The organism is Devosia sp. MC1541, assembly GCF_012847305.1.
Classification (GTDB): domain Bacteria; phylum Pseudomonadota; class Alphaproteobacteria; order Rhizobiales; family Devosiaceae; genus Devosia.
The window spans coordinates 522,345-545,462 of the sequence record NZ_JABBDZ010000001.1 but is presented as its reverse complement, the minus strand read 5'-3'; the positions used below and the strand labels follow the sequence as shown (position 1 = coordinate 545,462).

Here is a 23,118-nt window from a genome sequence, read left to right as displayed (position 1 = left end):
GGTGTTCGGCTGCTCAACGTGCAGTTGCGCGGCCACTCTCGCGCGGTGCTGGGCGCTTTGCCGCAAATCTGCTGTGATTGCATCGTCCTTGACGACTGCACCCTTGCGTTGAATAGCTTGTGGCGCAGTGTTGGAGGGGCGTTATGCGTATTATTCTTGCTGTCGGCATCTTGGCGTTGGTAATTGGCGGACAAGCGCGGGGTGAAACTCCGGTTCCTGACGCTGTTTTCGAGCGAAGCGAGCCAGCGAATGCTGTACTCACCCTCACGCGGAGCGCCAGTGAGTGGCTGGTCTATATCCGTGCAGGCGGTCTTCCCAATGGCGGCGCGACGGCTGCTGATTGTGAGCTTGGGGCGATGGGGCCGCAGGATGGTGAGGGTGTTATTTCCGCGCGATTGGTCCCGTTTGAGGGCGAACTTGCGAGCATCAATGAGGCCGATTTGGCTGGCACTGATATTGTGATCGAGATCGCGGTGGGGCCTGAGGGAGCGTTCGTGGTTGATGGCGGTGCCAGCATGCGTTTCTGTGGTATGGGCTCCGATATTGACGGCTTCTATGCCCGGAACGAGACGCCAGAGTGAGCTGTGTTTAGGGCATCGCTGTTGGCAGATCGTCATACTTCGACTTATGGCTGTGATAATTAGCCGGTCGAGCGCCGTTCTAAGAAATTGGAGTTTCGAGAGTTATGGCTGATTACTCTGCCGCGCGCCGGGTTATGGTCGAAACGCAAATTCGTCCCGCGGCCGTGCATGATGAGCGCTTGCTCCAAGCACTAGGACAAGTGCCGCGCGAAGCTTTTGTGCCCGAGGCGCGCCGCGGTCTGGCCTATACCGATGGGCATCAACCTTTAAATGTGTCGGGCCGCTATTTGGCTGCCCCTGCAGTTTTTGCGCAAATGGTGCAACTGGCGGACTGTCGGCATGAAGATCGCGTCCTTGATGTCGGTTGTGGCTCCAGCTACTCCGTTGCGATCTTTGCGCATCTAGCGTCAGCTGTCGATGGTGTCGAAACTGATGATCACTTGCGAGGCGACGCTGCCGCGGCGCTCACCTCCATTGGTGCGGTGGGGTATTCTTTGCTGTCGCAGCTGCCGACGCAAGCTTCCGGCAAGCAATACGAGGTCATCTTCGTCGGCGGTATGCTGGCGGAGTCGCCGGACGAGCTTTTGCCACTATTGGCAGATGGCGGACGGCTCGTTGTTGTCTTAAAAGATGGTCCAACAGGTGTCGCTTGGGTCTATGAGCGCGACGGGGAGCGGGTAACGAAGCGGTCGTATTTCAATGCGATACTGCCCTCGGCTCTTAATAGGCCCGTGCCTACCGATTTTGTGTTCTAAGTTGTCGAATGTTGCCAAATGGCGATTGGTCCGGCGTTTGGAATGCGTTAAGTATAGTAAGATTTGCGCATGAACCGGTTATTGCCCCCGGACATGGTGCTCGAGTTTTTGGGGCAGGAGACGGCATGATGAAGTTCACAGGCTTTCTGAAAGTTAGCGCGCTGGCTTTGGCTGTAGCTGTTTCTTCGGTTGGAACGACGCAGGCTCAATCTATCGCAGAGGCGCTGGCACGGGCTTATGAACATGCGCCTGAGTTGCAGTCAGCACTTCTGAATGCGCAGTCGCAGGCGGAAAACATCGTGACGGCGAAGTCTGCTAAGTTGCCAACGATTTCGGGCAGTTTCGGCGCTTCCGAAAGCATTAGTAACGCCACGGGTCAGACTTTGGCGTCAGGGTCTCATCCTGTCATCGGTAGCCAGTTTAATGCTGGCCTGCGTTACGATCAGACCTTGTTCGATAATTTTAAGTCCGACGCACAGATCGAACAGGCGCGTGCTGGTGCAGAAGCGGCTGAGTATCAGCTGCGGAACACCGAGCAAAACGTGCTGCTCAACGTCGTTCAGGCTTATATGGACGTGCTACGGTTCCGCGAACTCGTTTCGCTCCGCCAAGAGAATATAGCTTTCTTCCAGGCGCAGCTACGCTCAGCGCAGGATCGTCTTGAAGTCGGCGAAGGCACGCGTATCGATGTTGCGCAGGCGCAGGCGAGAGCCGCTCAGGGGCAGGCCGCGTTCCGCGCCGCTCAGGGCTCGCTTGAAACCGCCGAGGCCACGTTCCAGCGTTATGTTGGGGTTCGTCCGCAGGGTCTAAGCGCTGGCCACAACTTTGCGCGCTTGGTGCCAAACTCTATCGATGGCGCAATTGCTGAAGCTGAAATTGGTCACCCAGCTATTCTCTTGGCGAAGGCCAGCATTCGCGCGGCGCAGGCTGGTGCCGATATTGCTGCCGCCTCTGGTGGGCCGACGGCTTCGCTGACCGGTCAGGTTGGTGGCGCGCTCAGCGTTGGTAACCGCAATAACACCGGCACGGGTACACTGTCGGGTTCCGTTGGTATCAACGTAGCCGTTCCGATTTATTCCGGCGGGCGTATTGGAGCGGCTGTGCGCCAGGCGAACCTTGGTCAGATCAAGTCGGAAGTCGATGCTATGTCGACCTATGATCAGATCCGTCAGGCTGTTATTTCTGCATGGTCCGGCATTCAGAGTGCTGACGCCCAGATTCAGGCCGCTCAGGCTGCTGTGGCTGCGAGCAACACCGTGCTCGAAGGCGTTATTCAGGAGCGCGACCTTGGAACGCGCACCACGCTGGATGTCCTGAACTCTCAGGCGGATTTGACCAGCGCTCGTGAGAGCCTGATCACCGCGTCGAGCCAGAAAACAATTGCGACGTTCTCGCTGCTTTCCGCGACGGGTCGTCTGACTGCCGCGAATCTCGGTTTGGGTGTCGCCACCAAGACCGCGGTTCCTTACACGCAGGCGGTCGAGGATGTTTGGCAGGAATTGCGCACGATTCCTCAATAAATTCCTAATGAGAGTTTAATCTTTTGTGGCCAGGCTCGTCCTGGCCACAAGTTTTAGTGGATGACGCTTTCTCGCTGACATTCAAAGATTCTCTTTGAGTGTCTTTGGCGCTAATCTCTTGTTTACGAATCATGGTGGTGGACCGCTGTGATCGGGCGCACGAGTAAGAGGCACAGATGAACAAGCCGGCTACGAAAGAACCGTCCATGGATGAAATCCTGTCGTCCATTCGACAGATCATCGCCGACGATGACGCAGCGAGCGTTCCGCGCCGGCCATCCATTTTGTCTGCGCCCCCACCGATGCAAGCAACGCCTGTTCACGCCCTCGGCGCTGGCTCCGATCGTGATTTGAGCGATATGCTCGAAGACGTCGAGCCACTCGCATTGGATGCGTCGCAAATCGTTGAACAGGGTCAAGTCGAGGCGTTTAGCTTTGAGTCGATCCTTGCAGATACTGAAGCGTCGACTGACGTGGCCGCTGCAGCCCTCACTGAACCCGAAGATGTCACTTTCGATTTAGATACCGATTTGCCCAGTTTTGAACCTGCTCCAGCCCGTCCCGCAATCGTGCACGACGAGCCTGTATTCGCCCCGTTCTCTCAGCCAAAGCTTACTGCTGTAGACGAGTTTTTCGTTCCTGAAGCGCCGAAAGAAGCAGTAGCGGACACATCGCCGCTGCCTGATCCGGAGCTGTCGGCCGAAATCGCTCGTGAACTGCTTGAACCTGCAACCCGCGCCGCAGTGCGTGGTTCCATCGGCAAGCTCAACGCTCTTGGTATTGGCAACCCAACCATCACCATTGAGCAGATGACCCGCGAATTGCTTCGCCCAATGCTGAAAGACTGGCTCGACGAGCACCTTCCAGCTGTTGTCGAGCGCATGGTCGAGCGCGAAATTTCCAAGATATCACGCGGAGAGTGATCGGATTGGGAGATGCTGATTAAACATCGGCTGTTGACCCCGAACCCGGCATTTGCTTGAAGTCTGCCAATCTCTTTCCGACCCGCCATGGTCACCCTGGCGGGTCGATGCTGTTGCGAGTGACGTTATGCTTGAAAAGACCTACGAACCCGCCGCCGTTGAAAGCCGCATCTATTCTGAGTGGATCGAGGCAAAGGCTTTCGAGGCTGGTGCGGGCGCAAAACCCGGCGCGGAAACATTTACCATTGTCATTCCGCCGCCAAACGTCACGGGTTCGCTGCACGTTGGTCACGCGCTGAACAACACCATTCAGGACATTCTGGTTCGCTTCAACCGTATGTTGAAGAAGGATGTTCTCTGGCAGCCCGGTACCGACCACGCAGGTATCGCAACGCAGATGATCGTAGAGCGCCAATTGGCTGCTCAGCAGGTTAGCCGCCGCGATCTCGGCCGCGAAAAATTTATCGAACGCGTCTGGGAATGGAAGGCCGAAAGCGGCGGTACCATTATGAACCAGCTCAAGCGCCTTGGCGCCTCTGCTGACTTCAGCCGTGAGCGCTTTACCATGGGTGAAGCAGGGCAGTCCGACGATCAGATGGTTCGCGCCGTCATCAAGGTCTTCGTAGAGCTGCACAAGCGCGGCCTGATCTATCGCGCCAAGCGTTTGGTGAACTGGCATCCGGGCCTCGAAACGGCGATCTCGGACCTTGAAGTGGAAAACATCGAGGTGAAGGGCCACATGTGGCACCTGCGCTATCCGCTTGCGGATGGTGTCACCTATGAGTTTCCGATCAAGGACGAAGAAGGCAACGTCACGGGTACGGAAACTCGCGACTACATCATCGTTGCGACTACTCGTCCGGAAACCATGCTCGGCGACGTTGCTGTGGCGGTTCATCCAGAAGACGAGCGCTACCAGCACCTCATCGGCAAGTTCGTTGAACTGCCGCTGGTTGGCCGCCGCATCCCAGTGGTTGGCGACGAATACGCTGATCCGAGCCTCGGTACCGGCGCAGTGAAGATCACCCCTGCGCACGACTTCAACGACTTTGAAGTAGGTGCCCGCGCTGGTCTTGAGCCAATCAACGTCTTCACCACCCGTGGGGCGATCATCGACGCGGACTTTATCCCGACCCAATATCGTGGTCTGGACCGTTTTGAAGCGCGCAAGACAATCGTTGCGGCCATGACCGCGCTCGCCGAGGAAAACCCGATCCGTGGTCTCGATCATATCGAAGACAAGAAGATCATGGTTCCCCATGACGAGAAGTCAAAGCTCGTTGTTATCGAACCCTTCTTGACCGATCAGTGGTGGGTTAAGGCTGATGTTATGGCGCAACCAGCGCTGGCTTCCGTTCGCGAAGGCCGCACCAAGTTTGTGCCGCAGCAGTACGAAAACACCTATTTCGCTTGGCTTGAAAACATCAAGCCTTGGTGTATCTCGCGCCAGCTGTGGTGGGGTCATCAGATTCCAGCTTGGTATGGCCCCGATGGCGAAGCTTTCGTTGCAGCTGACGTAGCTGAAGCTCAGGCTGCCGCTGATGCCCATTATGGCAAGTCGGTTGAGCTCGTTCGTGATCCGGACGTGCTCGACACTTGGTTCTCGTCTGCGCTGTGGCCGTTCTCGACCCTTGGCTGGCCCGACAAGACGCCAGAAATGGCGCGTTACTATCCAACGCAGGTGCTCGTCACCGGCTTTGACATCATCTTCTTCTGGGTTGCCCGCATGATGATGATGGGTCTGGAATTCCTCGATGAGGAGCCATTCCACACCGTCTACATGCATGCTCTGGTCCGCGACGAAAAGGGCCAGAAGATGAGCAAGACCAAGGGCAATGTCATTGACCCGCTTAAGCTCGTCGATGAGTACGGCGCTGACGCGACCCGCTTTACGCTGGCCGCTATGGCCGCACAGGGTCGTGACCTAAAGCTCTCGATCCAGCGCGTAGAAGGCTACCGCAACTTCGTCACCAAGCTCTGGAACGCAGCGCGTTTCCTCGAGATGAACGAAGCACGCCGCGTCGCAGGCTTCGACCCGAAGACCAATAAGCTGGCGCTCAACCGCTGGATCGTTGGCTCGACCGTTCGCGCGCTTGCTGACGTTCGTAAGGGTATCGAGGACTATCGCTTCAACGAAGCTGCAAACTCCGCTTACGACTTCGTCTGGGGCACGTTCTGCGATTGGTACGTGGAATTCGCCAAGCCAGTCTTCAGCGGCGAAGACGAAGCGGCAAAGGCTGAAACTCGTGCGACCGCTGCCTGGGCACTCGATCAGATTCTGATCATGCTCCACCCGATGATGCCATTCGTCACCGAAGAGCTCTGGGCCAAGACCGGCGAATTCGGCGACAAGCGCGAGAGCATGCTTATTCTCACCGAATGGCCAGTTCTGTCGGGTCTCGAAGACGCTGAAGCAGATGCTGAGCTGGCTTGGCTGGTCGATGTCATCTCCAACACGCGTTCGGTCCGCGCCGAAATGAACGTTCCAGCCAGCGCCAAGCTGCAGCTGGTAGTTATCGGCGCCAACGAAACGACGCTGGGCCGCTTGGTGGCGGGCACTTCGCTTATCACCCGTCTGGCGCGTCTAGAGCAGATTACCCCAAGCAATATTGTTCCCGGCGAATCCGCACAGTTCGTCGTTGGTGAAGCCACTTTCGCTCTGCCACTCACCGGATTCATCGACATTGCTGCTGAAAAGGCGCGCCTGTCGAAGGATATTGGGAAGCTCGAGAAGGAAATCGACGGCATCGAAAAGAAGCTCGGCAATGAGCAGTTCGTTGCTAAGGCTCCTGCTGAGGTGATCGAAGAGCAGAAGGCCCGCCTCGAAACGGCAGGGGCCTTGCTCAAAAAGATCCGCGAAGCGGTGAGCCGCCTCTAATCAGATTTTGAAGGCCCGGAGCGATCCGGGCCTTTTTTTTGTTACGAGGGGTAGGGGGCGGTCCCATTCGAGCGTCCGGGTGCAGCGTCCGACAGCCTAGCGCTGCCACAATTGGCTTGGGGGGCGTGGATTTCGGATTTCTAACCGAGGACAGCGCCTCTAGAGGGAAATCCGGAATCAAATAATCCGCCACGGAAATATGCCCCCCAGATCACTGGTGGCGGTAAGACCCCCGAATTTCTTGACGTTTTTGCATCTCACAACATCACGTAGTTAAAATAGTTTCAATGCTTGTGACGATTCAGCAACAACGATTTCCAATTCGTTGAGATCCGCGGCGTGACAACAGTTTGGACATGTTTCCCGCCACAATCTGAGTCTAAAAATTTCCCCATGTGCATGAGCGGACACAGCTCAGCCCAACTAGGGGAAATCCTTTTTGGCGCTAAGCGTTCCGTTCAGCAGAGAAATTATCTACCGGGGGTAGAAGTGATCGTGGCAAAGCAGAGGCTGGATAGGGTGGCAGAGTGTGGGCGGTTTGGCGTCGCCATATCGCCTTATTTCCGCGCCGGTCGCTCCTGAATGCGGTCATAATGCATGTTTACTATTTATTCATACATTGCTTTGCCAGCCCCGGTGAAACCCATTAACTGGCACCCATCAAATTGCGCACTGAGAAGTGACGCTGTGGAGCTGGTTCACCAGTCGCCGCGCAAAAGTCTGGTCCGTGTTGTCACGGGCAAAAGGAGTAAAATGCGTACCCCTCGGGATAAGTCCCTTCCCATATCAGCAGGGGGCATGGCTCTGGCTCTGTTGGCCACCATGCCTGCATCGGCACAGACTGCCGCTGATGCTGCGGGCCAGTTCGCGCGTGCTCTCGACGGGGGCGGTGTGATCGTCTCCGACGATACCTATCTGTCAGCACTCGAAAGCGATGCCGCTGCTGGCCGCCCTTTGGCCATGTGGCAGCTGGGCACTATGTATGAAAATGGTCAGGGCGTAGACAAAGATCCGGTTAAGGCCTTCGGTTACTACTCCCAGATCGCTATCCAGCACGCGGACACGGCGCCAAAGGGCCTTGAAGCTGACATTGTCGCTCGGTCCTTCGTGAAGCTGGGTGATTACTTCCGCGTTGGCGCGCCGGAAGTGGGCATTCATCAGAACCCGAACGAATATCACCGCATGTTGATGCATGCCGCTACCTATTTCGGTGACGCTGAGGCGCAGTACCGGGTCGGCATTCTTTATCAGGTCGAAGACGGTTTGGGCCTCAGTCCGACCCTGAGCGCTCGCTGGCTGCAGTATGCCGCGAATAAAGGCCACTGCTTGGCACAGGCGCGCCTTGGCGAGTTGCTTTACAACGGCCTCAATGATTATCCGCCTCGTCCGGCAGAAGGGCTCATGTGGCTCAATGTGGCGCAGGCGACGTGTATTGGTACACCGGATCAGGCCTCCGCAGACGAACTTTTGGCCAACGCCATGCGCTCGGCTAGTCCGGATGTTCGCGAAGCCGCCATTACCATGGCAAGCTCTGGTGCCTTCGATACGGCCAGCAAGTTCTAATTAGAAAAATGGCGCCACCCGGCGCCATTTTCTTATTCCGGTCTAGAAGCTGAACCTTCCTTCAATTGGCACGTGATCGCTCGGTTTTTCCCAGTCGCGCGTATCCTTATGGATATGCACGTCATCCAAGCGGTCGGCCGCTTGCGGCGAAAGCATCAGATGGTCAATGCGGATACCCGCATTGCGGCGCCAAGCGCCCGCCTGATAGTCCCAGAAGGTGAATTGCTGTTCGCTGCTGACGGCACGCAGGGCGTCCGTCATGCCCATGTTCTGTAGTTTGCGGAAGCGCTCTAGACTCTCTGGGCGGAAGAGGGCGTCGCCCCACCATTTGTCCGGCGCATGGCAGTCAATTGGTTGAGGGATGAGATTGAAGTCCCCCATAAGAATGAACGGTTCTTCGAGCGCTAGCCGCTGCTCGGCGAACACGTTCAGGCGATCCATCCACTTAAGCTTATAGGGGAATTTTTCCGTGTCGACCGGATTGCCGTTCGGCAAATAGATGTTGCAGACGCGCACTGCGCCGCCTTCCACAGAGAACACGCCTTCGATCAGACGCGCTTGCTCGTCCGTGTCGTCGCCGGGGAGGCCGCGATGGACTTCATCGAAGGGGAGCTTGGAAAGCAGCGCTACGCCGTTCCAACTCTTCTGGCCGTGCGTTTCGACATTGTACCCCAGTGCCTCTATCTCTGCGCGCGGGAAAGATTCGTCGACGGATTTGATCTCTTGAAGCCCCACGATGTCGGGCTTTTCTTCCTCAAGCCAGCGCACCAGCACTTCAAGGCGGGCCTTGATGCCGGCAATGTTCCAAGTGGCGATGCGCAGGGCCATGCGGTTTTCCTTAGGTCAGGTCGTCGTAGACGGCGCGAATGAGGTCCTTGGGGTAAACCCCGGTGCACCCCTCGAGAGCCGTATTGGTCATGGACACTATCGTAAGCTCCTTTGCGTGGTCCACAAGCCAAGAATGTCCGTATACCCCGCCCCAATTCGCCGCGCCCCGGCCGCCTGGTTGCTCCGTTCTAGAGGTGTCTTCTATGACGGAGCCGAAGTAACCAAAGCTCCGTCCGGCGTCGGGGCCCAGTAAGCCTCCCGTCTGATTTGTGAAAGCTCTCCTGACCAATGCCTCGCTGACGACATCGCCGCCGCCCTTGCGCATGGTCTCAAAGAATGTTGCCATATCAGAGCTAGTGCCAGCCATACCGCCGCCGCCCGATTGGCAGGCCTTCGCTGAGAATATCCTCTTTGGCGAAAAGACAGTGGTGTTTCCTTCGGCGTTCATTACCGGTTCGGGGTCACGCATTTGGTGTGGTGGAGCGCCATCGGCATAGGGCTTGGCTAAGCGCGTAAGGTCAGAAACGAAAAAGCCGGTGTCAGCCATTCCCAGCGGGCCGGTGACATAGGTTTTCGCTGTCTCATCGAGAGTCCCACCATGAATTTTTGCGAGCACTGCGCCAAGAACGTCAATCGCGACTGAATAGAGCCACGCCGTGCCTGGGGCAAAGTTCAGCGGCAGTTTGGCGACGCGCGTAAAATTCTCTTCGAAATTATTGTCAGTTGGCCCAACACCGCCGGAAATGAGCGGATCTGCCGAGTAATCGTACCCCAGACCAGACGTGTGGGTGAGAAGATGGTGGATCGTGATCACCGCCTCAGAACCATCGGGCAACCGTGGTGTGAAATAGGGCAGGTAGTCGCGAACCGCGTCATCAAGCTTCAGCAGGCCCTTGTCGACCATAGCCAAGGCGGTCGCGGCAATGATGGGTTTGGTGACGGAGGCGAGGCGATAGATCGCGTTTTCGATCATCGGCACATTGGCTTCGCGGTCGAAATGGCCCGCGGTGCGCCGAATGATTTGCTTGCCGTGCTGAAAAACGAGCAGTTCCGCACCGACGATTTTCTGCTGCTCAATTGCGCTGTCCATGACAGCGTTTACGCGATGTCCCATTCCTACCTCCCCAAGCAGAACCCCGGAATCGACGATCCCGGGTTGCATAGAAGATAGGGAACTAAAGTAGAACGTAAAGTGTCTTAGACGGCGAAACTTGTGCCGCAGCCGCAGGATGCGACGGCATTCGGATTCTTAATCTGAAAAGCTTGGCCGATCAGATCGTCTACGAAGTCGATTTCCGAGCCGCCCATAAATTCGAGCGAGAGAGAATCGATCAGAACGGTCGCTTCGCCTTTTTGAAGAACAAGATCGTCGCCGTTCGCCGTTTCCTGAACAAGATTATATTCATATTGAAAGCCGGAACATCCGCCGCCCGCCACAGAAATACGCAGAACAGTCCCCGGCACCTCCTTGGAGAGGATGCGAGCAACGCGCTTTGCGGCGCGGTCGGAGAGGCTTACTGTCGGTACTACTTGTGCTGCAGCGGTCATGGGTTTTCCCAAAGCGATCGTAATGTCATAACGCTTTTCCTAAGATAGGCGCGTCGCGCCAAATTGCAAAGACCTGGAATTCACACATGAGCGATACCGCCCCCTATGCTAGCAAGCCCGAAGACACTTTGGGCCGGCTTTATGGTGCAGGGCCGAGCCCAACGCGCTCCGAATTCCAGCGCGACCGGGACAGAATTATCCACTCAACCGCATTTCGTCGCCTTCAGCACAAGACGCAGGTTTTTCTTGCGCATGAGGGGCGGCATTTTCGCAATCGACTGACGCACACGCTTGAAGTTAGTCAGATCGCCCGTTCAATCGCTCGTGCATTGCGCTTGAACGAAGATTTGGCTGAGGCGCTCGCGTTGAGCCATGACCTTGGGCACACGCCGTTCGGCCATGCTGGAGAGCGCGCCCTGCATCGGGCAATGTCGAACTTTGGTGGATTCGACCACAATGTGCAGGCACTCCGCGTCGTCACTCAGCTCGAAAATCGCTACGCCGAGCATGATGGCCTGAACCTCACGTGGGAAACGCTCGAAGGCATACTGAAGCACAACGGCCCGCTCATTGATGCTTCTGGCGTCCCTGTAGGGCGTTACGCGCATGAAGGCCTGCCAAGCGGGGTGAATGACATTCCCGCTGTGTCCGATCTTCGCCTCGACACCTACGCCAGCTTAGAAGCGCAAGCGGCGGCGATAGCCGATGATATCGCCTATAATGCGCACGATATTGACGATGCGTTGCGTGCTGGTGTCCTGAACCTTGAGGACTTTCTCGAAGTGCCAATGGCAGGGCCAATCGTACGCGAAGTCCTTGAGCGTTATCCGGGCATTCCAGTCAATCGTCAGACTCACGAAGTTCAGCGGCGCATGATTACGCGGGCCATCGAGGACGTAATTTCGTTTAGTTCCGCCAATATCGCACGCATTGCGCCGCAGTCGGTCGACGATGTTAGACTGGCCGGAACGACAATCATCACTTTTTCCCCAGAGACGGCAATCGCCGAAAAAGGCCTCAAAAACTTCCTGTTGACGCGAGTTTACCGGCACAAGTCAGTCATGCAGCCAGTCTTGGAGAGCGAAGCAGTAGTGGAACGCCTTTTTGCGCGCTATATGTCGGACGCTGACATGCCCGGCCGCTGGGGTGAGAAAGCAAAAGCCTGCTCAGGCCCTAATCGTGCCCGAGTTGTAGCTGACTTCATTGCGGGTATGACGGACCCTTATGCATTAGATGAGCACTACCGCTTGTTTGACGCTCGGCCCGAATTCCGTTAACCCGGCCCGACCAAATTCCGTAGGTTCGACATGGATATCTTTGCGCTCTTCACTACCCGGGTCCACGCGGCCCTGCGTGCCGACTACCCCGATCTCGATGAGGGCCTGCTCGCGCGCGTGGTTGTAGAGCCTCCGCGCGACGCAACCCATGGTGACCTTTCGACCAACGCCGCCATGGTGGTTGCGAAGCCTTTGGGTAAGAACCCACGTGAGCTAGCGACTGCTCTTGCGGGCCGCTTCGCCTCTGATGCAGACGTTGCCTCGGTGGAAGTTGCAGGTCCGGGCTTTATCAATTTCCGTCTCAATAACTCGGTTTGGCACCAGGTCCTGAAGTCTGTTTCAGAGCAGGGCGTCCATTTCGGCCGCTCGAACCTTGGTCAGGGCGAACGCGTCAATGTTGAGTTTGTGTCGGCAAATCCGACCGGCCCAATGCACGTCGGCCATACCCGTGGCGCCGTTTTCGGCGACGCATTGGCCTCTCTCATGCAGTGGACAGGGTATGACGTTACCCGCGAATATTACATCAATGACACCGGTGGTCAGACGATCATTCTGGGCCGTTCGGCCTTGCTCCGTTACCGCGAAGCACTGGGCGAAACCATTGAAATTCCATCGGGCTTTTATCCTGGCGACTATCTGATCCCGGTCGGACAGCAACTTGCCGCCGAATACGGCACCAAGCTTCTGGAAATGGATGAGCAGGAAGCTGCGCTTATCGCGCGTGAAGTCGCTCTCAAGGGCATGATGGAATTGATCAGGGCAGATCTCGCCAAGCTCAATATCCATCATGACGTGTTCTTCTCCGAGCGTACACTGCACGGGGCAGGGGGCGACATTGAGTCGACGCTTGCTTGGCTGCGCGAAGAAGGCATGGTCTACGAAGGCCGCCTCGAAGCGCCTAAGGGTAAGACCCCAGAAGATTGGGAAGACCGCGAGCAGACACTGTTCCGCGCGACAGATTATGGCGACGATACGGATCGTGCCCTGATCAAGTCAGACGGTTCCTACACGTATTTCGCCGCTGACATTGCCTATCACCGCAATAAACACCTGCGCGGCTTCAACCACATGATCAACGTGCTGGGCGCTGACCACTCCGGTTACGTTAAGCGCCTGCAGGCGGCTGTGAAGGCCGTATCGAACCAAGAAGCGGATATGGATGTCCGTATCTGCCAGCTGGTGCGTTTGCTCAAAAACGGTGAGCCGTTCAAGATGTCCAAGCGTTCGGGCGACCTCGTCACCCTTGCTGACGTTGTAGACGAAGTTGGTCCTGACGCGACGCGTTTCATGTTGCTCTTCCGTCGCAACGACGCGTCGATGGATTTTGACTTTGCCTTGGTCAAAGAACAGACCCGCGACAACCCGGTTTTCTATGTTCAGTATGCCCATGCCCGCGCTTGTTCGATTTTCCGCACTGCGCAGCGCGACCTGCCGGACCTCGATATTTCCCCAGCGGCTCTCGCCAAGGCCGAAGTGGAGCGCCTAGATAGTGCCGCGGATATTGAACTGATCCGACTGCTCGGCGCTTGGCCACGGACGGTGGCAGCAGCAGCTGTTGCCCACGAGCCGCATCGTATTGCATTCTACGTGCACGAATTGGCTGGAGCCCTGCATGGGTTCTGGGCTAAAGGTAAGGATGATCCGTCTTTACGTTTCGTTAACCAGTCTGACCCGAAGTTGAGCTTGGCTCGACTCGCCCTTGTCGATGCCGTTCGCCAGGTTATCCGCAATGGTCTCGGCATGCTTGGTGTGTCAGCCCCCGATGAACTCTCATAATTCGGGCGCATTGGTGTGATCAATCGCGGGGCGGTGTCCATTGGGCCCCCCCGCTATCTAGAGGCGCTGTCGGAGTACGTCAGCGAAGCCGCAGCATATGGCCGGACAAAGTGATGCCCCGGACGATCTGATCGCCGAATTGGCCCGCCTGATGGCGGGAGAGGCGCGCCCTGAAAACGCTCCGAGTGAGCCGGAGCAACCGCGCGTCCGTATTCCCGGCGACGACTCGCCGCAAATGTCGCCTGTTCCGCGGTTTGATTTTACCGCGCAACCGCCCAGCGAGCGCGTTGTTCCCCCAGCTCCACCGGTCGCGCCGCGTCCTGTTACTCAGCCGGTAGGCGCTCCACCAGCGTCTCAGCCGCAAGTTCGCGTGCCATCTCCCGCGCCTGTGCCGCCGCAAGCGCCGACACCGAGCCTTGATTTCGCTCTTCGCCCGGGTGTGACCGCCGCACCAACACAGCCGCTCACGCAGCCCCCGCAGCCACCGGTTGAACCCTTTGCGTTCGACTTTGATCTGCGTTCTGCTCAGCGGCCATCTGCTCCAACGTCGCCTGTGCCATCGGCCCCGGCGGTCGCTTCGCCACAGCCGTCGCTCGACCAAGGAATGGCGAGTCGCGAGCAGGCTCCTCAATTCGTTCCTCAACAGCCAGTTTCGCCACAGCGCCCTGTTGAACCGACGCCTGTTCGGCGTGAACCCATGCAGGCTCAGGTCGTCTCCACAGCGCCAGTTGTGGTTGAGGACGAGCCCGAGCCAATCAATCTTGATCAAGATAGCTTGGCCGATCTGATTGCATCTGAATTGGCCAAGGATCAGCTGCAGAGCGAAGATAATACGGGTGGCAATTTCGAGTTCGAGGTTGAACCCGATAGTGTCGCACCACAGTCTGACGACTATTTCTCTCAAGTCGCGACGCACACGCGTGGCGTCGAGCAGCCGTCAGTGTACGCCGCAGCTGATTTCTCCGATTCAGTAAGAGCTGCGAGCTCTCCGTTTGACGAGCCTAGCTTTGGCATTGCTCCCGAACCTGCCTCGGCGACACCACATCAGCGACGTCAAGAACCCGGCTTTGGGACTGACCCGCTCGCTGAAATTGAGCGGCTTGTAGGTCCAGCGGTGCGCATGAGTGTCCAGCAGGACCCTGCGCCTGAACCCATCGAGCAAGCCGAGCCGAAGTCAGCTCCGGCACCGTTGCGAAGCCTGGCAACACCAACTTTACCGCCGGAAACTGAACAGGCTCCACGCGGACCACGCCGCCGTGCGTCGTCAGCGGACACCAGTTCGGTGGACGATGCTATCCTTGCAGCAGCTGCGGCCTCTGGCGCGCGCGTTGAATGGGTCGATCATACGGCCGGAAGCGATGCCGATGATGGTGGCGAATACAGCGAACCGCGTCGCCGTCGTTCGTTCGGCGTGAACAAAGCCGTTCTCGGGCCTTTGCTCGCCATTCTCCTCCTCGGTGCAGGTGGCGGTGCGCTTTATTACATGCTCGGATCGGGCGGCTCATCGGGCCCGGCGCCGACAATCGTCGCGGACACAGCTCCGATCAAGGAAGAGCCTGAGCCGAGCACAGAGGCTCCTGCACAGTCGGTCATTTTCAACGAGATGGCTGGTGGCAATAATGGCGCGAACGAGCAGATCGTCCCGCGCGATCAGGCTGATCCTGAAACCATTTCTGAGGCTACTCAGAACTCCGGTATCGGCAATGTTATCAATTCGATAGATCAGGGCACGACCAACCCTGATGGCCTCGTAAACCGACGCGTGCGAACGGTTACGGTGCGTCCGGACGGTACCATCGTGAGTGGCGATAGCGGTTTGGCTGGTACGTCCATGTTGCCGGTTGATCGACCAAACGTCCCTGAACTTCCAGGGAATACCGCAGCTGCGAATACAACTGCGCCGTCAGAGACAGTTCCAGCTGCAGCGGCTCCGCCAGTTGTTGAAACTCCGGCGAATCCAGCTGTCCCACCTGTGCAGCCGGGTTCGGTCGTGCCTGTGGTGAACGCAAGCGGCGCAGCTGTCGCTGGCCGGACGGTCGCAATTCCGTCGGTGAAGCCTTCTGACTTCGCGTCGACTGCAGCGGCCGCAATTTCTGCAGCGGCGGCAGCGCCTGCGCCACAGGATCTCGCGGCACCGGCTGCAGCTGCCCCGGTTGCGGCGGTACCTGCTTCGGCTCCAGCGTCTGGCGGTGCCTATGTCCAGCTCTCGTCCCAGCGCACAGAAGCGGCTGCGCGTGAGAGTGCACAGGCCATTGCGACACGCTTTGGTGTGTTGTTCGGCGGCGCGAACCTCGAGATTCAGCAGGTGAACTTGGGCGAACGCGGTATCTACTATCGCGTGCTCGTGCCTGCTGCCTCGCGTGAAGCGGCCGTCAATGTCTGTACCAATGTGCGGGCTGCGGGCGGCGACTGCTTGCTGCTCTAAAAAATATTGCCTGACTTGACGATGGCTGTCATCGGTGTCCATTGTGCGCCGATGACAGCCTTTTTTGTTTTTCGTCCATGAGTATAGCGCAGACGGATTGGATCTCGGCGGCTCCTGACGATGCTGCGGAGCAGGCGCTACGTGTCGACGTAAAGGGCTACGAAGGACCGCTCGATCTTCTCCTCGATCTCGCCCGCCGACAAAAAGTGGACCTCTCAGCTATCTCTGTTCTGGCGTTGACCGAGCAATATCTCGCGTTCATCGAAGACCTCCGTCAGTTACGGATCGAGGTTGCCGCCGATTATTTGGTAATGGCGGCTTGGCTGGCCTATCTCAAAAGCCGTTTGCTGGTGCCCCAAGCGGTCAATGATGATGAGCCAAGTGGTGAGATGCTGGCAGCATTGCTTCATTTTCGACTCAAGCGACTAGAAGCAATGCGCAATGTCTCCACGCAGCTCATCAACCGAGCGCGCGTCGGTGCGAAAGTGTTTGCGCGCGGGGCGCCTGAACCCATTGAGATCGAACGAAAGTCGATTTGGGAAGCGACGCTCTATGATCTTCTCAAAGCCTACTCCGACCAGCGCGAGCGCACAGCAATCGTCGAATATTCGCCCTATGTCCGCACTGTCTGGTCGCTTCAGGACGCGCGAGAATTGCTCGAAAAGCTGATTGGGGAAACGGCGGATTGGCTTTCACTCGATGGATTTTTGTATGATTATCTTGCCACACCTGAGGAACGGCGAACGGCTCGAGCGTCATCATTTGCCTCTAGCTTGGAACTGGTCAGGCAAGGTGTGATGGAAATCAAACAGCGCGATACCTTTGCTCCAATCATGCTGCGTAAGCGAATGACCTCTCATGATTGACGGCGAAGACAGCGAAGTTCGAACCCGGCAACTGCGGATTATTGAGGCGCTTTTGTTTGCCTCCGCGGAGCCGCTCAAACCCCACGAAATGGCGAGCTTTCTGGGGGAGGGTGTTTCTGTGCTCCCCTTGTTGAAGGCGCTGCAAGCGCAATACGCTCCGCGGGGCGTAAACTTGGTAAGGCGCGGGGACGGGTGGGCATTTCGGACAGCCGAAGACCTCGGATTTTTGCTGCGCCGTGAGCAACAAGAAACGCGCCCCCTGTCTCGCGCCGCGCTCGAGACCCTATCCATCATCGCTTATCATCAACCCGCCACGAGGGCGGAGATAGAAGAAGTGCGCGGCGTTGCGACGGGGAAGGGGACTTTGGATCTGTTGATGGAAGCGGGTTGGATTCGCATGCGCGGCCGCCGTCGCACACCTGGGCGCCCAGTCACTTACGGAACAACGGATGCATTTTTAGACCATTTTGGTCTTGAGGCGCTTGCCGATTTACCGGGTCTGGATGAATTGAAAGGTGCTGGCCTATTGTCGTCTCGTCTGCCGCCTGATTTGCAAATTCCTCTGCCTTTTGATGGAGATGCTTTGCGCGAAGATGAAGATCCGCTGAGCCCAGATGATCTGGGTGAGGTAGAGACGGAAGATGAGGTTGAAGAGCGTGACTAAAACGCTTTCACATGTTGATTTTGAACACATCCTTGTGTTCGGTGCAGTTTAAACTTATTTCTCGAATTATGTGTCGCGTGTATCGCGTACCGTTAGCCTAAGGGAGACCATCCATGCACGCGCCATCCATCTGGGGCATTCTCGTCGTCGCCGTTGTCGTTATCCTGCTTTTTGGCCGTGGTAAGATTTCCGGCATGATGGGCGAAGTCGCTCAGGGCATTAAAGCCTTCCAAAAAGGCATGAAGGACGAAGACAAGCCTGCTGAACGTATCGACACTGCAACTGCTGCAAAGCCGCAGACTGTTGACGCTGCAGAAGTTGATCGGAGCAAGGACGCTTAATCAGCGCCTTCATCTGAATATTCGCGGCGCTTTCGCCGTACTTCGGAGATCGCTTTATGCTCGGTCTAAGCTGGACAGAGATGCTTGTGATCGGCGTGGTTGCGCTGATCTTTATCGGTCCCAAAGACCTGCCCGTCATGATGGGCAAGGTTGGCAAGATCATTGGCCAAATTCAGCGCATGGGACGTGATTTCCAGCGCGAAATCAACAAGACTTCGGGTTTGGATGAGGTGCGGAGCCTCCGCAACTCCATCACGTCGCCATTGAAGCAGACCGCCGAAGAAATCCGGCGCGAGTTCAACACGATGTCGGCGGATGGTCCTAAGCCAAGCGGAGTAATCAAACCCGCTGATCCGTCCTCAGAAAGTGTCGTCAACGAAATTCGCGAAAAGGCGGGCATGCCGCCTATTGCGAAATCAAACGACGATCTCGCATCCGAGTATGGCTTCAAGTCTAGCGCTAAGCCTGAGGCGCCATCTGCGCAAAGTGCTGATACTGCCACAGCGCCCGTAGCGCCAAAGGCTGCCGAGCCTGCAGCAGAAAAGCCAACGCCTGTTAAGGCTGCCCGCCCAAGACCGTCCACGAAGACTGCTGCCTCAATCGACACTGCAGAAAAGCCAGTGAAGAAGCCACTCGCCAAGGCCGTTGTGGCCGACGCGGGTGAAAAGGCTCCGGCTAAGCCTCGTGCGCCTCGCAAAAAGGCCACCAGCACGGGTGAAAAGAGCGAATAATGGCCGATACTCAGGCAAAAATCGAAGATAAGTCGCAAGCTGAGCCGGTTGATGAACTCGCCGGTAGCGAAGCGCCGCTATTGGAGCATTTGATCGAACTGCGTAAGCGGTTGATCCACTGCGCCATTGCGATCGTTGTCCTCTTGATTGTCTGCTTCCTCTTTGCAGGGCAGATTTTCGATATTCTGCTCAACCCATACCGTTCGATTTACCCAAATCCGGGCGATATGGAGTTGATCTATACAGCGCCACAGGAATTCTTCTTCACCCAGCTTAATCTGGCTTTCTTTGGCTCGATCTTCCTCGGGTTCCCCTATTTGGCAACGCAGATCTACGGCTTTGTCGCGCCCGGGCTGTATAAGCACGAGCGTAAGGCTTTAGTGCCCTACCTCGTGGCCACGCCGGTCTTCTTTGTGGCCGGGGCGGCAATGGTCTATTTCGTCGTTTTGCCAATGGCATTGGGTTTCTTTGCAGGAATGCAGACCGACGAGATCAAGCTTCTGGCGAAGGTGTCGGAATACCTCAGTCTCGCGATGACGTTGATCTTGGCATTTGGCATCTGCTTCCAGTTGCCGGTCGTGCTGACACTCTTGGCGCAGATTGACCTCGTCAGCGTTGAGCAGCTTAAGAAGGGCCGTCGCTACGCTATCGTCGGTATTCTGATCGTGGCCGCGTTCATCACACCGCCCGATCCGATCTCGCAGATTGGTTTGGCGATACCGATGTATCTCCTCTACGAGCTTTCGATTCTGTCGGTGCGTATGATTGAGCGCCGACGAAAAGCAGCGCTCGCCGCGCAAGAGAACGAAACAGCCTAGTTTCAACGCCCCATTCGCAAGATTGGGGCGTTGGTTTTTGGCTTTTCGAGAATGCCCACTTGCGGCCCACAGTCTTCAACTTTAGACAAGCCACACACCAATAAAGAGGCGGGCTTTCGCTCGTAACGTACAATGTTCGATATCAAATGGGTCCGAGACAATCCTGATGCCTTTAACCAGGCCATGGAAAGCCGCGGGTCCTCTCAGCGGGCCGATACCCTGATTGAGATCGACGATCGCCGCCGCGCGATCATTGTGCGTCTCAACGAAGCGCAAGAAAAGCGCAACGCTCTGTCCAAGCAGATCGGTCAGGCCAAGGCCCAGAAGGACGAAGCCAAGGCCCAAGAGCTGATGGCAGAGGTCGCCTCGCTCAAAGAATTCATCCCTTCGGGGGAAGCAGACGAACGCGCCGTCGAGAAAGAACTCCGTGACGCGCTCTCGACCATTCCAAACGCTCCGCTAGCGGATGTGCCGTTCGGCAAGGATGAGAGTGATAACGTCGAGTACTTTGGCCTCAACGGCAATGCTGAGACAGCTGCCACTGTGCGTCCCGTAAAGCCTAGCTTTACGTTTGCACCCAAAGAACACTTTGAAATTGGTGTTTCTGAAAAGAACATGGATTTTGAAGTTGCGGCCAAGCTCGCCGGTAGTCGCTTCGTTGTCCTGAAGGGCCAGATTGCGCGCCTTGAGCGAGCGCTTGGCCAGTTCATGCTTGACCTCCATTCGACCGAACACGGCTATCTCGAAGTGCAGACACCTGTCCTCGTTCGCGACGACGCGTTGTTTGGTACAGGTCAGCTGCCGAAGTTCGAAGAAGATCTGTTCTTCACCCCGCATGGTGAGAGCCGTCTGGCGCTCATTCCGACGGCGGAAGTTCCGATGACCAATTTCGTGCGTGAATCTATTCTCGCCGAAGACGAATTACCGATGCGCTTCACGGCGTTGACGCCGTGCTTCCGTTCCGAAGCCGGTTCGGCAGGGCGCGATACCCGTGGCATGCTGCGTCAGCATCAGTTCAACAAGGTTGAACTGGTCGCGATCACGACCGCGGAAGAAGCCGAAAACGAACACGAGCGCATGCTCGCGGCCGCTGAAGCTGTTTTGACCAAGCTTGGTCTGCACTATCGCGTCATGAAACTGTGCACCGGCGATATGGGCTTTGGTGCGCGTCGCACCTATGACCTTGAAGTCTGGCTTCCCGGTCAGAACACCTACCGCGAAATCTCGTCGGTATCGGTCTGCGGTGATTTTCAGTCACGCCGTATGGAAGCGCGTTACCGCCCGTCCGGCGAGAAGCAGGCACTGCGTTACGTGCATACGCTCAATGGTTCCGGCACCGCCGTTGGCCGTTGCTTGATTGCTGTGTTGGAAAACTATCAGCAGGAAGACGGCTCGGTGGTTATCCCTGAAGTGCTGCGTCCCTATATGGGCGGCCTCACCAAAATCGGAGGCTAAGGCCCATGTCCCTGCGCATCTTGCTCACCAATGATGATGGTATTGATGCGCCGGGTCTTGCCGTACTCGCTGATATTGCACGCTCTATCTCCGATGACGTTTGGATTGTGGCTCCTGACGGAAATCAATCGGGGGTAGGGCACCGCTTCTCCTTCGGGCGCGAACTCAGCTTTGACCGCAAGGACGACAAAACCTTTGCTGTGGTGGGTGGCTCACCTGCCGATTGTGTCGTTGCCGCGATGACCCATCTGCTGGGTGACAAGCCGGCTGACCTGGTCTTGTCCGGCGTCAATGCCGGGCAGAACCTTGGCGATATCGTCAACTGTTCAGGCACGGCCGCTGGCGCCCGTGAAGGCGTTCTGCAAGGCGCTATCGGTATCGCGCTCAGCCAAGCGCTTGATTATGAGCTGACGCTGGAGCCAAACTGGGAAAATGCTCGGGCTTTTGGTGTGAGAACCGTTGAAGCCATTCTGCGAAGCCATGCGGGCCATGACGTCTTTTACAACGTCAATTTCCCATATTGCCCGCCGGAGGCTGTGACTGGGATACGCGCGGCAGCTCAGCAGCGTTTCTCCCGATCGCCAATTCGCTACTATCCCAGCGACAATGAGGGCAAATTCTTTATGGCGATTCCCTCAACGCCCACTCCACTTGATCCGAAAGCGGACTTTGAGGTGATGCGCCGCCAGAGCGCCATCACCGTTACTCCGGTTGCGCTGCAACAAACCCATCAGGATGCTCTAGCGAGCCTTGCCAGCTTGTCACTGTAAGTGTGGCAGGTGGTATTTTAGCACTCGACGGCTCGCTCGGTTTTAACCCTAACCAGTGCTGAATCATGTCGATGTGAATTCGCTCAAATCGCATCGGTCTTAAACTCGTCTTTACCTTACCGGCCTAATCTCGGGTCTAGTTGTTTAGTATCTGCGTACGAGTAAGCCGATGAGTATTCGCGTTCCCCGGCGGACCCATAAAGTCTCTGTCGCTATGGCTGGGCTTATGGTTGCAGCAGTCGCATTGTCCGGCTGCTCTAGTCTTGGTAGCCGTACGTTTGGCGACCAGACCGTCACGGGCTCAACAGCCCAACCAGCCCCGTTCTTTGCAAATCAACCCATGCCGCCGAGCCTCGGTGCAGTTCAGGGTGCGCAGAACACTGCCTTCCTGCCTCCTGCGAATGTAGGTGGTGGTGGCGGCGGGATGCTGCCCCCTGCGCCAGCGCAGGGCGGTTTCTGGCAAAACAATGCCCCGACATCACCAGTTATGATGGGGGCAACGTCGCCAGTTGTCCAAACTCAAGATTTGCCTGCACTGAACTCGTCTCCAATGGGAAATTCGCAAGCCATGCTCGCTCAGCAGAATCTTGCCCCAATGCCGGCTGCGCCTGCGGCCGTTGCCATGGGCAATCCGAACGCTTCGCTTCCGCTTAACTCAAATGTTCCTGTGCAGGTTTCGCCTGCTGCGAACACGAACGGTTACACGCACACCATCGCAAGCGGTGAATCGTTGCACACAATTGCACGCCGCTACGATGTCACGACCCAGTCTCTCGTTCATGCCAATGGCATGAGCTCGCCAGACAAGATCATCGTGGGTCAGAAAATTATCATTCCTGGCCGTTCGGATCTGAACCCAGCTCCAGGTTCTGAGCAAATCACGAAGGTTGCGACGATTTCCACCGTTCCAACCACTCCGGCTGCTGCGGCACCACAACCTGTTTTGGCTGCGGCACCTGTTGCTCAAACTGCCCCTGTCGCCGCGCCGATCCAGCAGGCTGCACTGCCACAGGCCGAACCAGTCGCTTCGGGCAATGACAAGTTCCGTTGGCCGGTGTCTGGTCGGATCATCACCGATTTTGCCGCATCGCGTGGCACAGGTATCAATATCGACGTTCCAGAAGGCTCAGCCGTTAAGGCTGCCGAGAACGGCACCGTCATTTATGTCGGTTCGGGCGTTGAGGGTTACGGTAATCTGATCCTCGTTCGTCATCCGAACGGCTTCGTTTCGGCCTACGCCCATCTCAAGGGCATGAATGTCGACAAGGGCGCAACTGTTACCCGTGGTGACACCATCGGCACGGTCGGCTCCACAGGTTCTGTTTCCAAGCCGCAGCTGCACTTTGAGCTGCGTAAGGGCGCGACGCCGGTTGATCCGGTTCCGCTGCTCGCGAGCTAA

The 23,118-nt window shown here is 57.0% G+C and carries 20 protein-coding genes; 17 read left to right on the top strand and 3 right to left on the bottom strand.

The window, feature by feature from the left end:
* Positions 1 to 143 precede the first annotated feature (143 nt).
* From HKD40_RS02485 to HKD40_RS02460, 6 genes are all read left to right on the top strand, one after another.
* Positions 144 to 581 carry a hypothetical protein gene (locus tag HKD40_RS02485; protein ID WP_169194125.1) on the top strand — a complete coding sequence of 146 codons (438 nt, stop codon included), beginning with the start codon at positions 144 to 146 and terminating at the stop codon, positions 579 to 581.
* A 104-nt stretch (positions 582 to 685) separates the two neighbouring features.
* Positions 686 to 1,336, top strand: coding sequence for a protein-L-isoaspartate O-methyltransferase (locus HKD40_RS02480; protein WP_169194124.1), 651 nt, complete (start codon positions 686 to 688; stop codon positions 1,334 to 1,336).
* A gap of 125 nt (positions 1,337 to 1,461) precedes the next feature.
* Positions 1,462 to 2,856: a TolC family outer membrane protein gene (locus HKD40_RS02475; protein WP_169194123.1), complete on the top strand. Its 1,395-nt coding sequence runs from the start codon at positions 1,462 to 1,464 to the stop codon at positions 2,854 to 2,856.
* 176 nt (positions 2,857 to 3,032) lie between these two features.
* On the top strand, positions 3,033 to 3,779 hold the full coding sequence (locus tag HKD40_RS02470; RefSeq protein ID WP_248305857.1) for a DUF2497 domain-containing protein: 747 nt from the start codon (positions 3,033 to 3,035) through the stop codon (positions 3,777 to 3,779).
* 127 nt (positions 3,780 to 3,906) lie between these two features.
* The gene (locus HKD40_RS02465) at positions 3,907 to 6,657 is read left to right on the top strand and encodes a valine--tRNA ligase (protein ID WP_169194122.1); all 2,751 of its coding nucleotides are present in this window, start codon (positions 3,907 to 3,909) and stop codon (positions 6,655 to 6,657) included.
* 753 nt (positions 6,658 to 7,410) lie between these two features.
* Positions 7,411 to 8,220: a tetratricopeptide repeat protein gene (locus HKD40_RS02460; RefSeq protein ID WP_169194121.1), complete on the top strand. Its 810-nt coding sequence runs from the start codon at positions 7,411 to 7,413 to the stop codon at positions 8,218 to 8,220.
* Between the two features lie 42 nt (positions 8,221 to 8,262).
* On the opposite strand, the gene xth is transcribed toward HKD40_RS02460, so the two are convergent.
* The 3 genes from xth to HKD40_RS02445 form a co-directional block, all read right to left on the bottom strand.
* Positions 8,263 to 9,042: an exodeoxyribonuclease III gene (xth, locus tag HKD40_RS02455; RefSeq protein ID WP_169194193.1), complete on the bottom strand. Its 780-nt coding sequence runs from the start codon at positions 9,040 to 9,042 to the stop codon at positions 8,263 to 8,265.
* Between the two features lie 16 nt (positions 9,043 to 9,058).
* Complete coding sequence (locus HKD40_RS02450; RefSeq protein WP_169194120.1) at positions 9,059 to 10,162, bottom strand: serine hydrolase domain-containing protein; 1,104 nt, start codon at positions 10,160 to 10,162, stop codon at positions 9,059 to 9,061.
* Positions 10,163 to 10,245: 83 nt separating this feature from the next.
* Positions 10,246 to 10,596, bottom strand: a complete 351-nt coding sequence (locus HKD40_RS02445; RefSeq protein WP_169194119.1) for an iron-sulfur cluster assembly accessory protein — start codon at positions 10,594 to 10,596, stop codon at positions 10,246 to 10,248.
* Positions 10,597 to 10,682: 86 nt separating this feature from the next.
* On the opposite strand from HKD40_RS02445, the gene HKD40_RS02440 reads away from it, so the two are divergent.
* The 11 genes from HKD40_RS02440 to HKD40_RS02390 all read left to right on the top strand — a co-directional run bounded on the left by HKD40_RS02440 (position 10,683) and on the right by HKD40_RS02390 (position 23,118).
* Positions 10,683 to 11,873, top strand: coding sequence for a deoxyguanosinetriphosphate triphosphohydrolase (locus tag HKD40_RS02440; RefSeq protein ID WP_169194118.1), 1,191 nt, complete (start codon positions 10,683 to 10,685; stop codon positions 11,871 to 11,873).
* 30 nt (positions 11,874 to 11,903) lie between these two features.
* The gene (gene argS, locus HKD40_RS02435) at positions 11,904 to 13,649 is read left to right on the top strand and encodes an arginine--tRNA ligase (RefSeq protein ID WP_169194117.1); all 1,746 of its coding nucleotides are present in this window, start codon (positions 11,904 to 11,906) and stop codon (positions 13,647 to 13,649) included.
* A 97-nt stretch (positions 13,650 to 13,746) separates the two neighbouring features.
* Positions 13,747 to 16,074, top strand: coding sequence for an SPOR domain-containing protein (locus HKD40_RS02430; RefSeq protein WP_169194116.1), 2,328 nt, complete (start codon positions 13,747 to 13,749; stop codon positions 16,072 to 16,074).
* A gap of 77 nt (positions 16,075 to 16,151) precedes the next feature.
* A complete protein-coding gene (locus HKD40_RS02425; RefSeq protein WP_169194192.1) occupies positions 16,152 to 16,940 on the top strand; it encodes a ScpA family protein in 789 nt (262 codons plus the stop codon).
* Positions 16,933 to 17,604, top strand: coding sequence for an SMC-Scp complex subunit ScpB (scpB, locus tag HKD40_RS02420; RefSeq protein ID WP_169194115.1), 672 nt, complete (start codon positions 16,933 to 16,935; stop codon positions 17,602 to 17,604). Before HKD40_RS02425 ends, scpB begins: the two co-directional genes overlap by 8 nt.
* Before the next feature lie 113 nt (positions 17,605 to 17,717).
* On the top strand, positions 17,718 to 17,945 hold the full coding sequence (locus HKD40_RS02415; protein WP_169194114.1) for a twin-arginine translocase TatA/TatE family subunit: 228 nt from the start codon (positions 17,718 to 17,720) through the stop codon (positions 17,943 to 17,945).
* A 56-nt stretch (positions 17,946 to 18,001) separates the two neighbouring features.
* Complete coding sequence (gene tatB / locus HKD40_RS02410; protein WP_169194113.1) at positions 18,002 to 18,676, top strand: Sec-independent protein translocase protein TatB; 675 nt, start codon at positions 18,002 to 18,004, stop codon at positions 18,674 to 18,676.
* Positions 18,676 to 19,494, top strand: a complete 819-nt coding sequence (gene tatC / locus HKD40_RS02405) for a twin-arginine translocase subunit TatC (protein WP_169194112.1) — start codon at positions 18,676 to 18,678, stop codon at positions 19,492 to 19,494. Before tatB ends, tatC begins: the two co-directional genes overlap by 1 nt.
* Before the next feature lie 132 nt (positions 19,495 to 19,626).
* Positions 19,627 to 20,949 (top strand): serine--tRNA ligase, encoded by a 1,323-nt coding sequence (gene serS / locus HKD40_RS02400; protein ID WP_169194111.1) that lies wholly within the window; start codon positions 19,627 to 19,629, stop codon positions 20,947 to 20,949.
* Between the two features lie 5 nt (positions 20,950 to 20,954).
* Positions 20,955 to 21,719, top strand: a complete 765-nt coding sequence (gene surE, locus HKD40_RS02395) for a 5'/3'-nucleotidase SurE (RefSeq protein ID WP_169194110.1) — start codon at positions 20,955 to 20,957, stop codon at positions 21,717 to 21,719.
* Between the two features lie 169 nt (positions 21,720 to 21,888).
* Positions 21,889 to 23,118 carry a M23 family metallopeptidase gene (locus tag HKD40_RS02390; protein ID WP_169194109.1) on the top strand — a complete coding sequence of 410 codons (1,230 nt, stop codon included), beginning with the start codon at positions 21,889 to 21,891 and terminating at the stop codon, positions 23,116 to 23,118.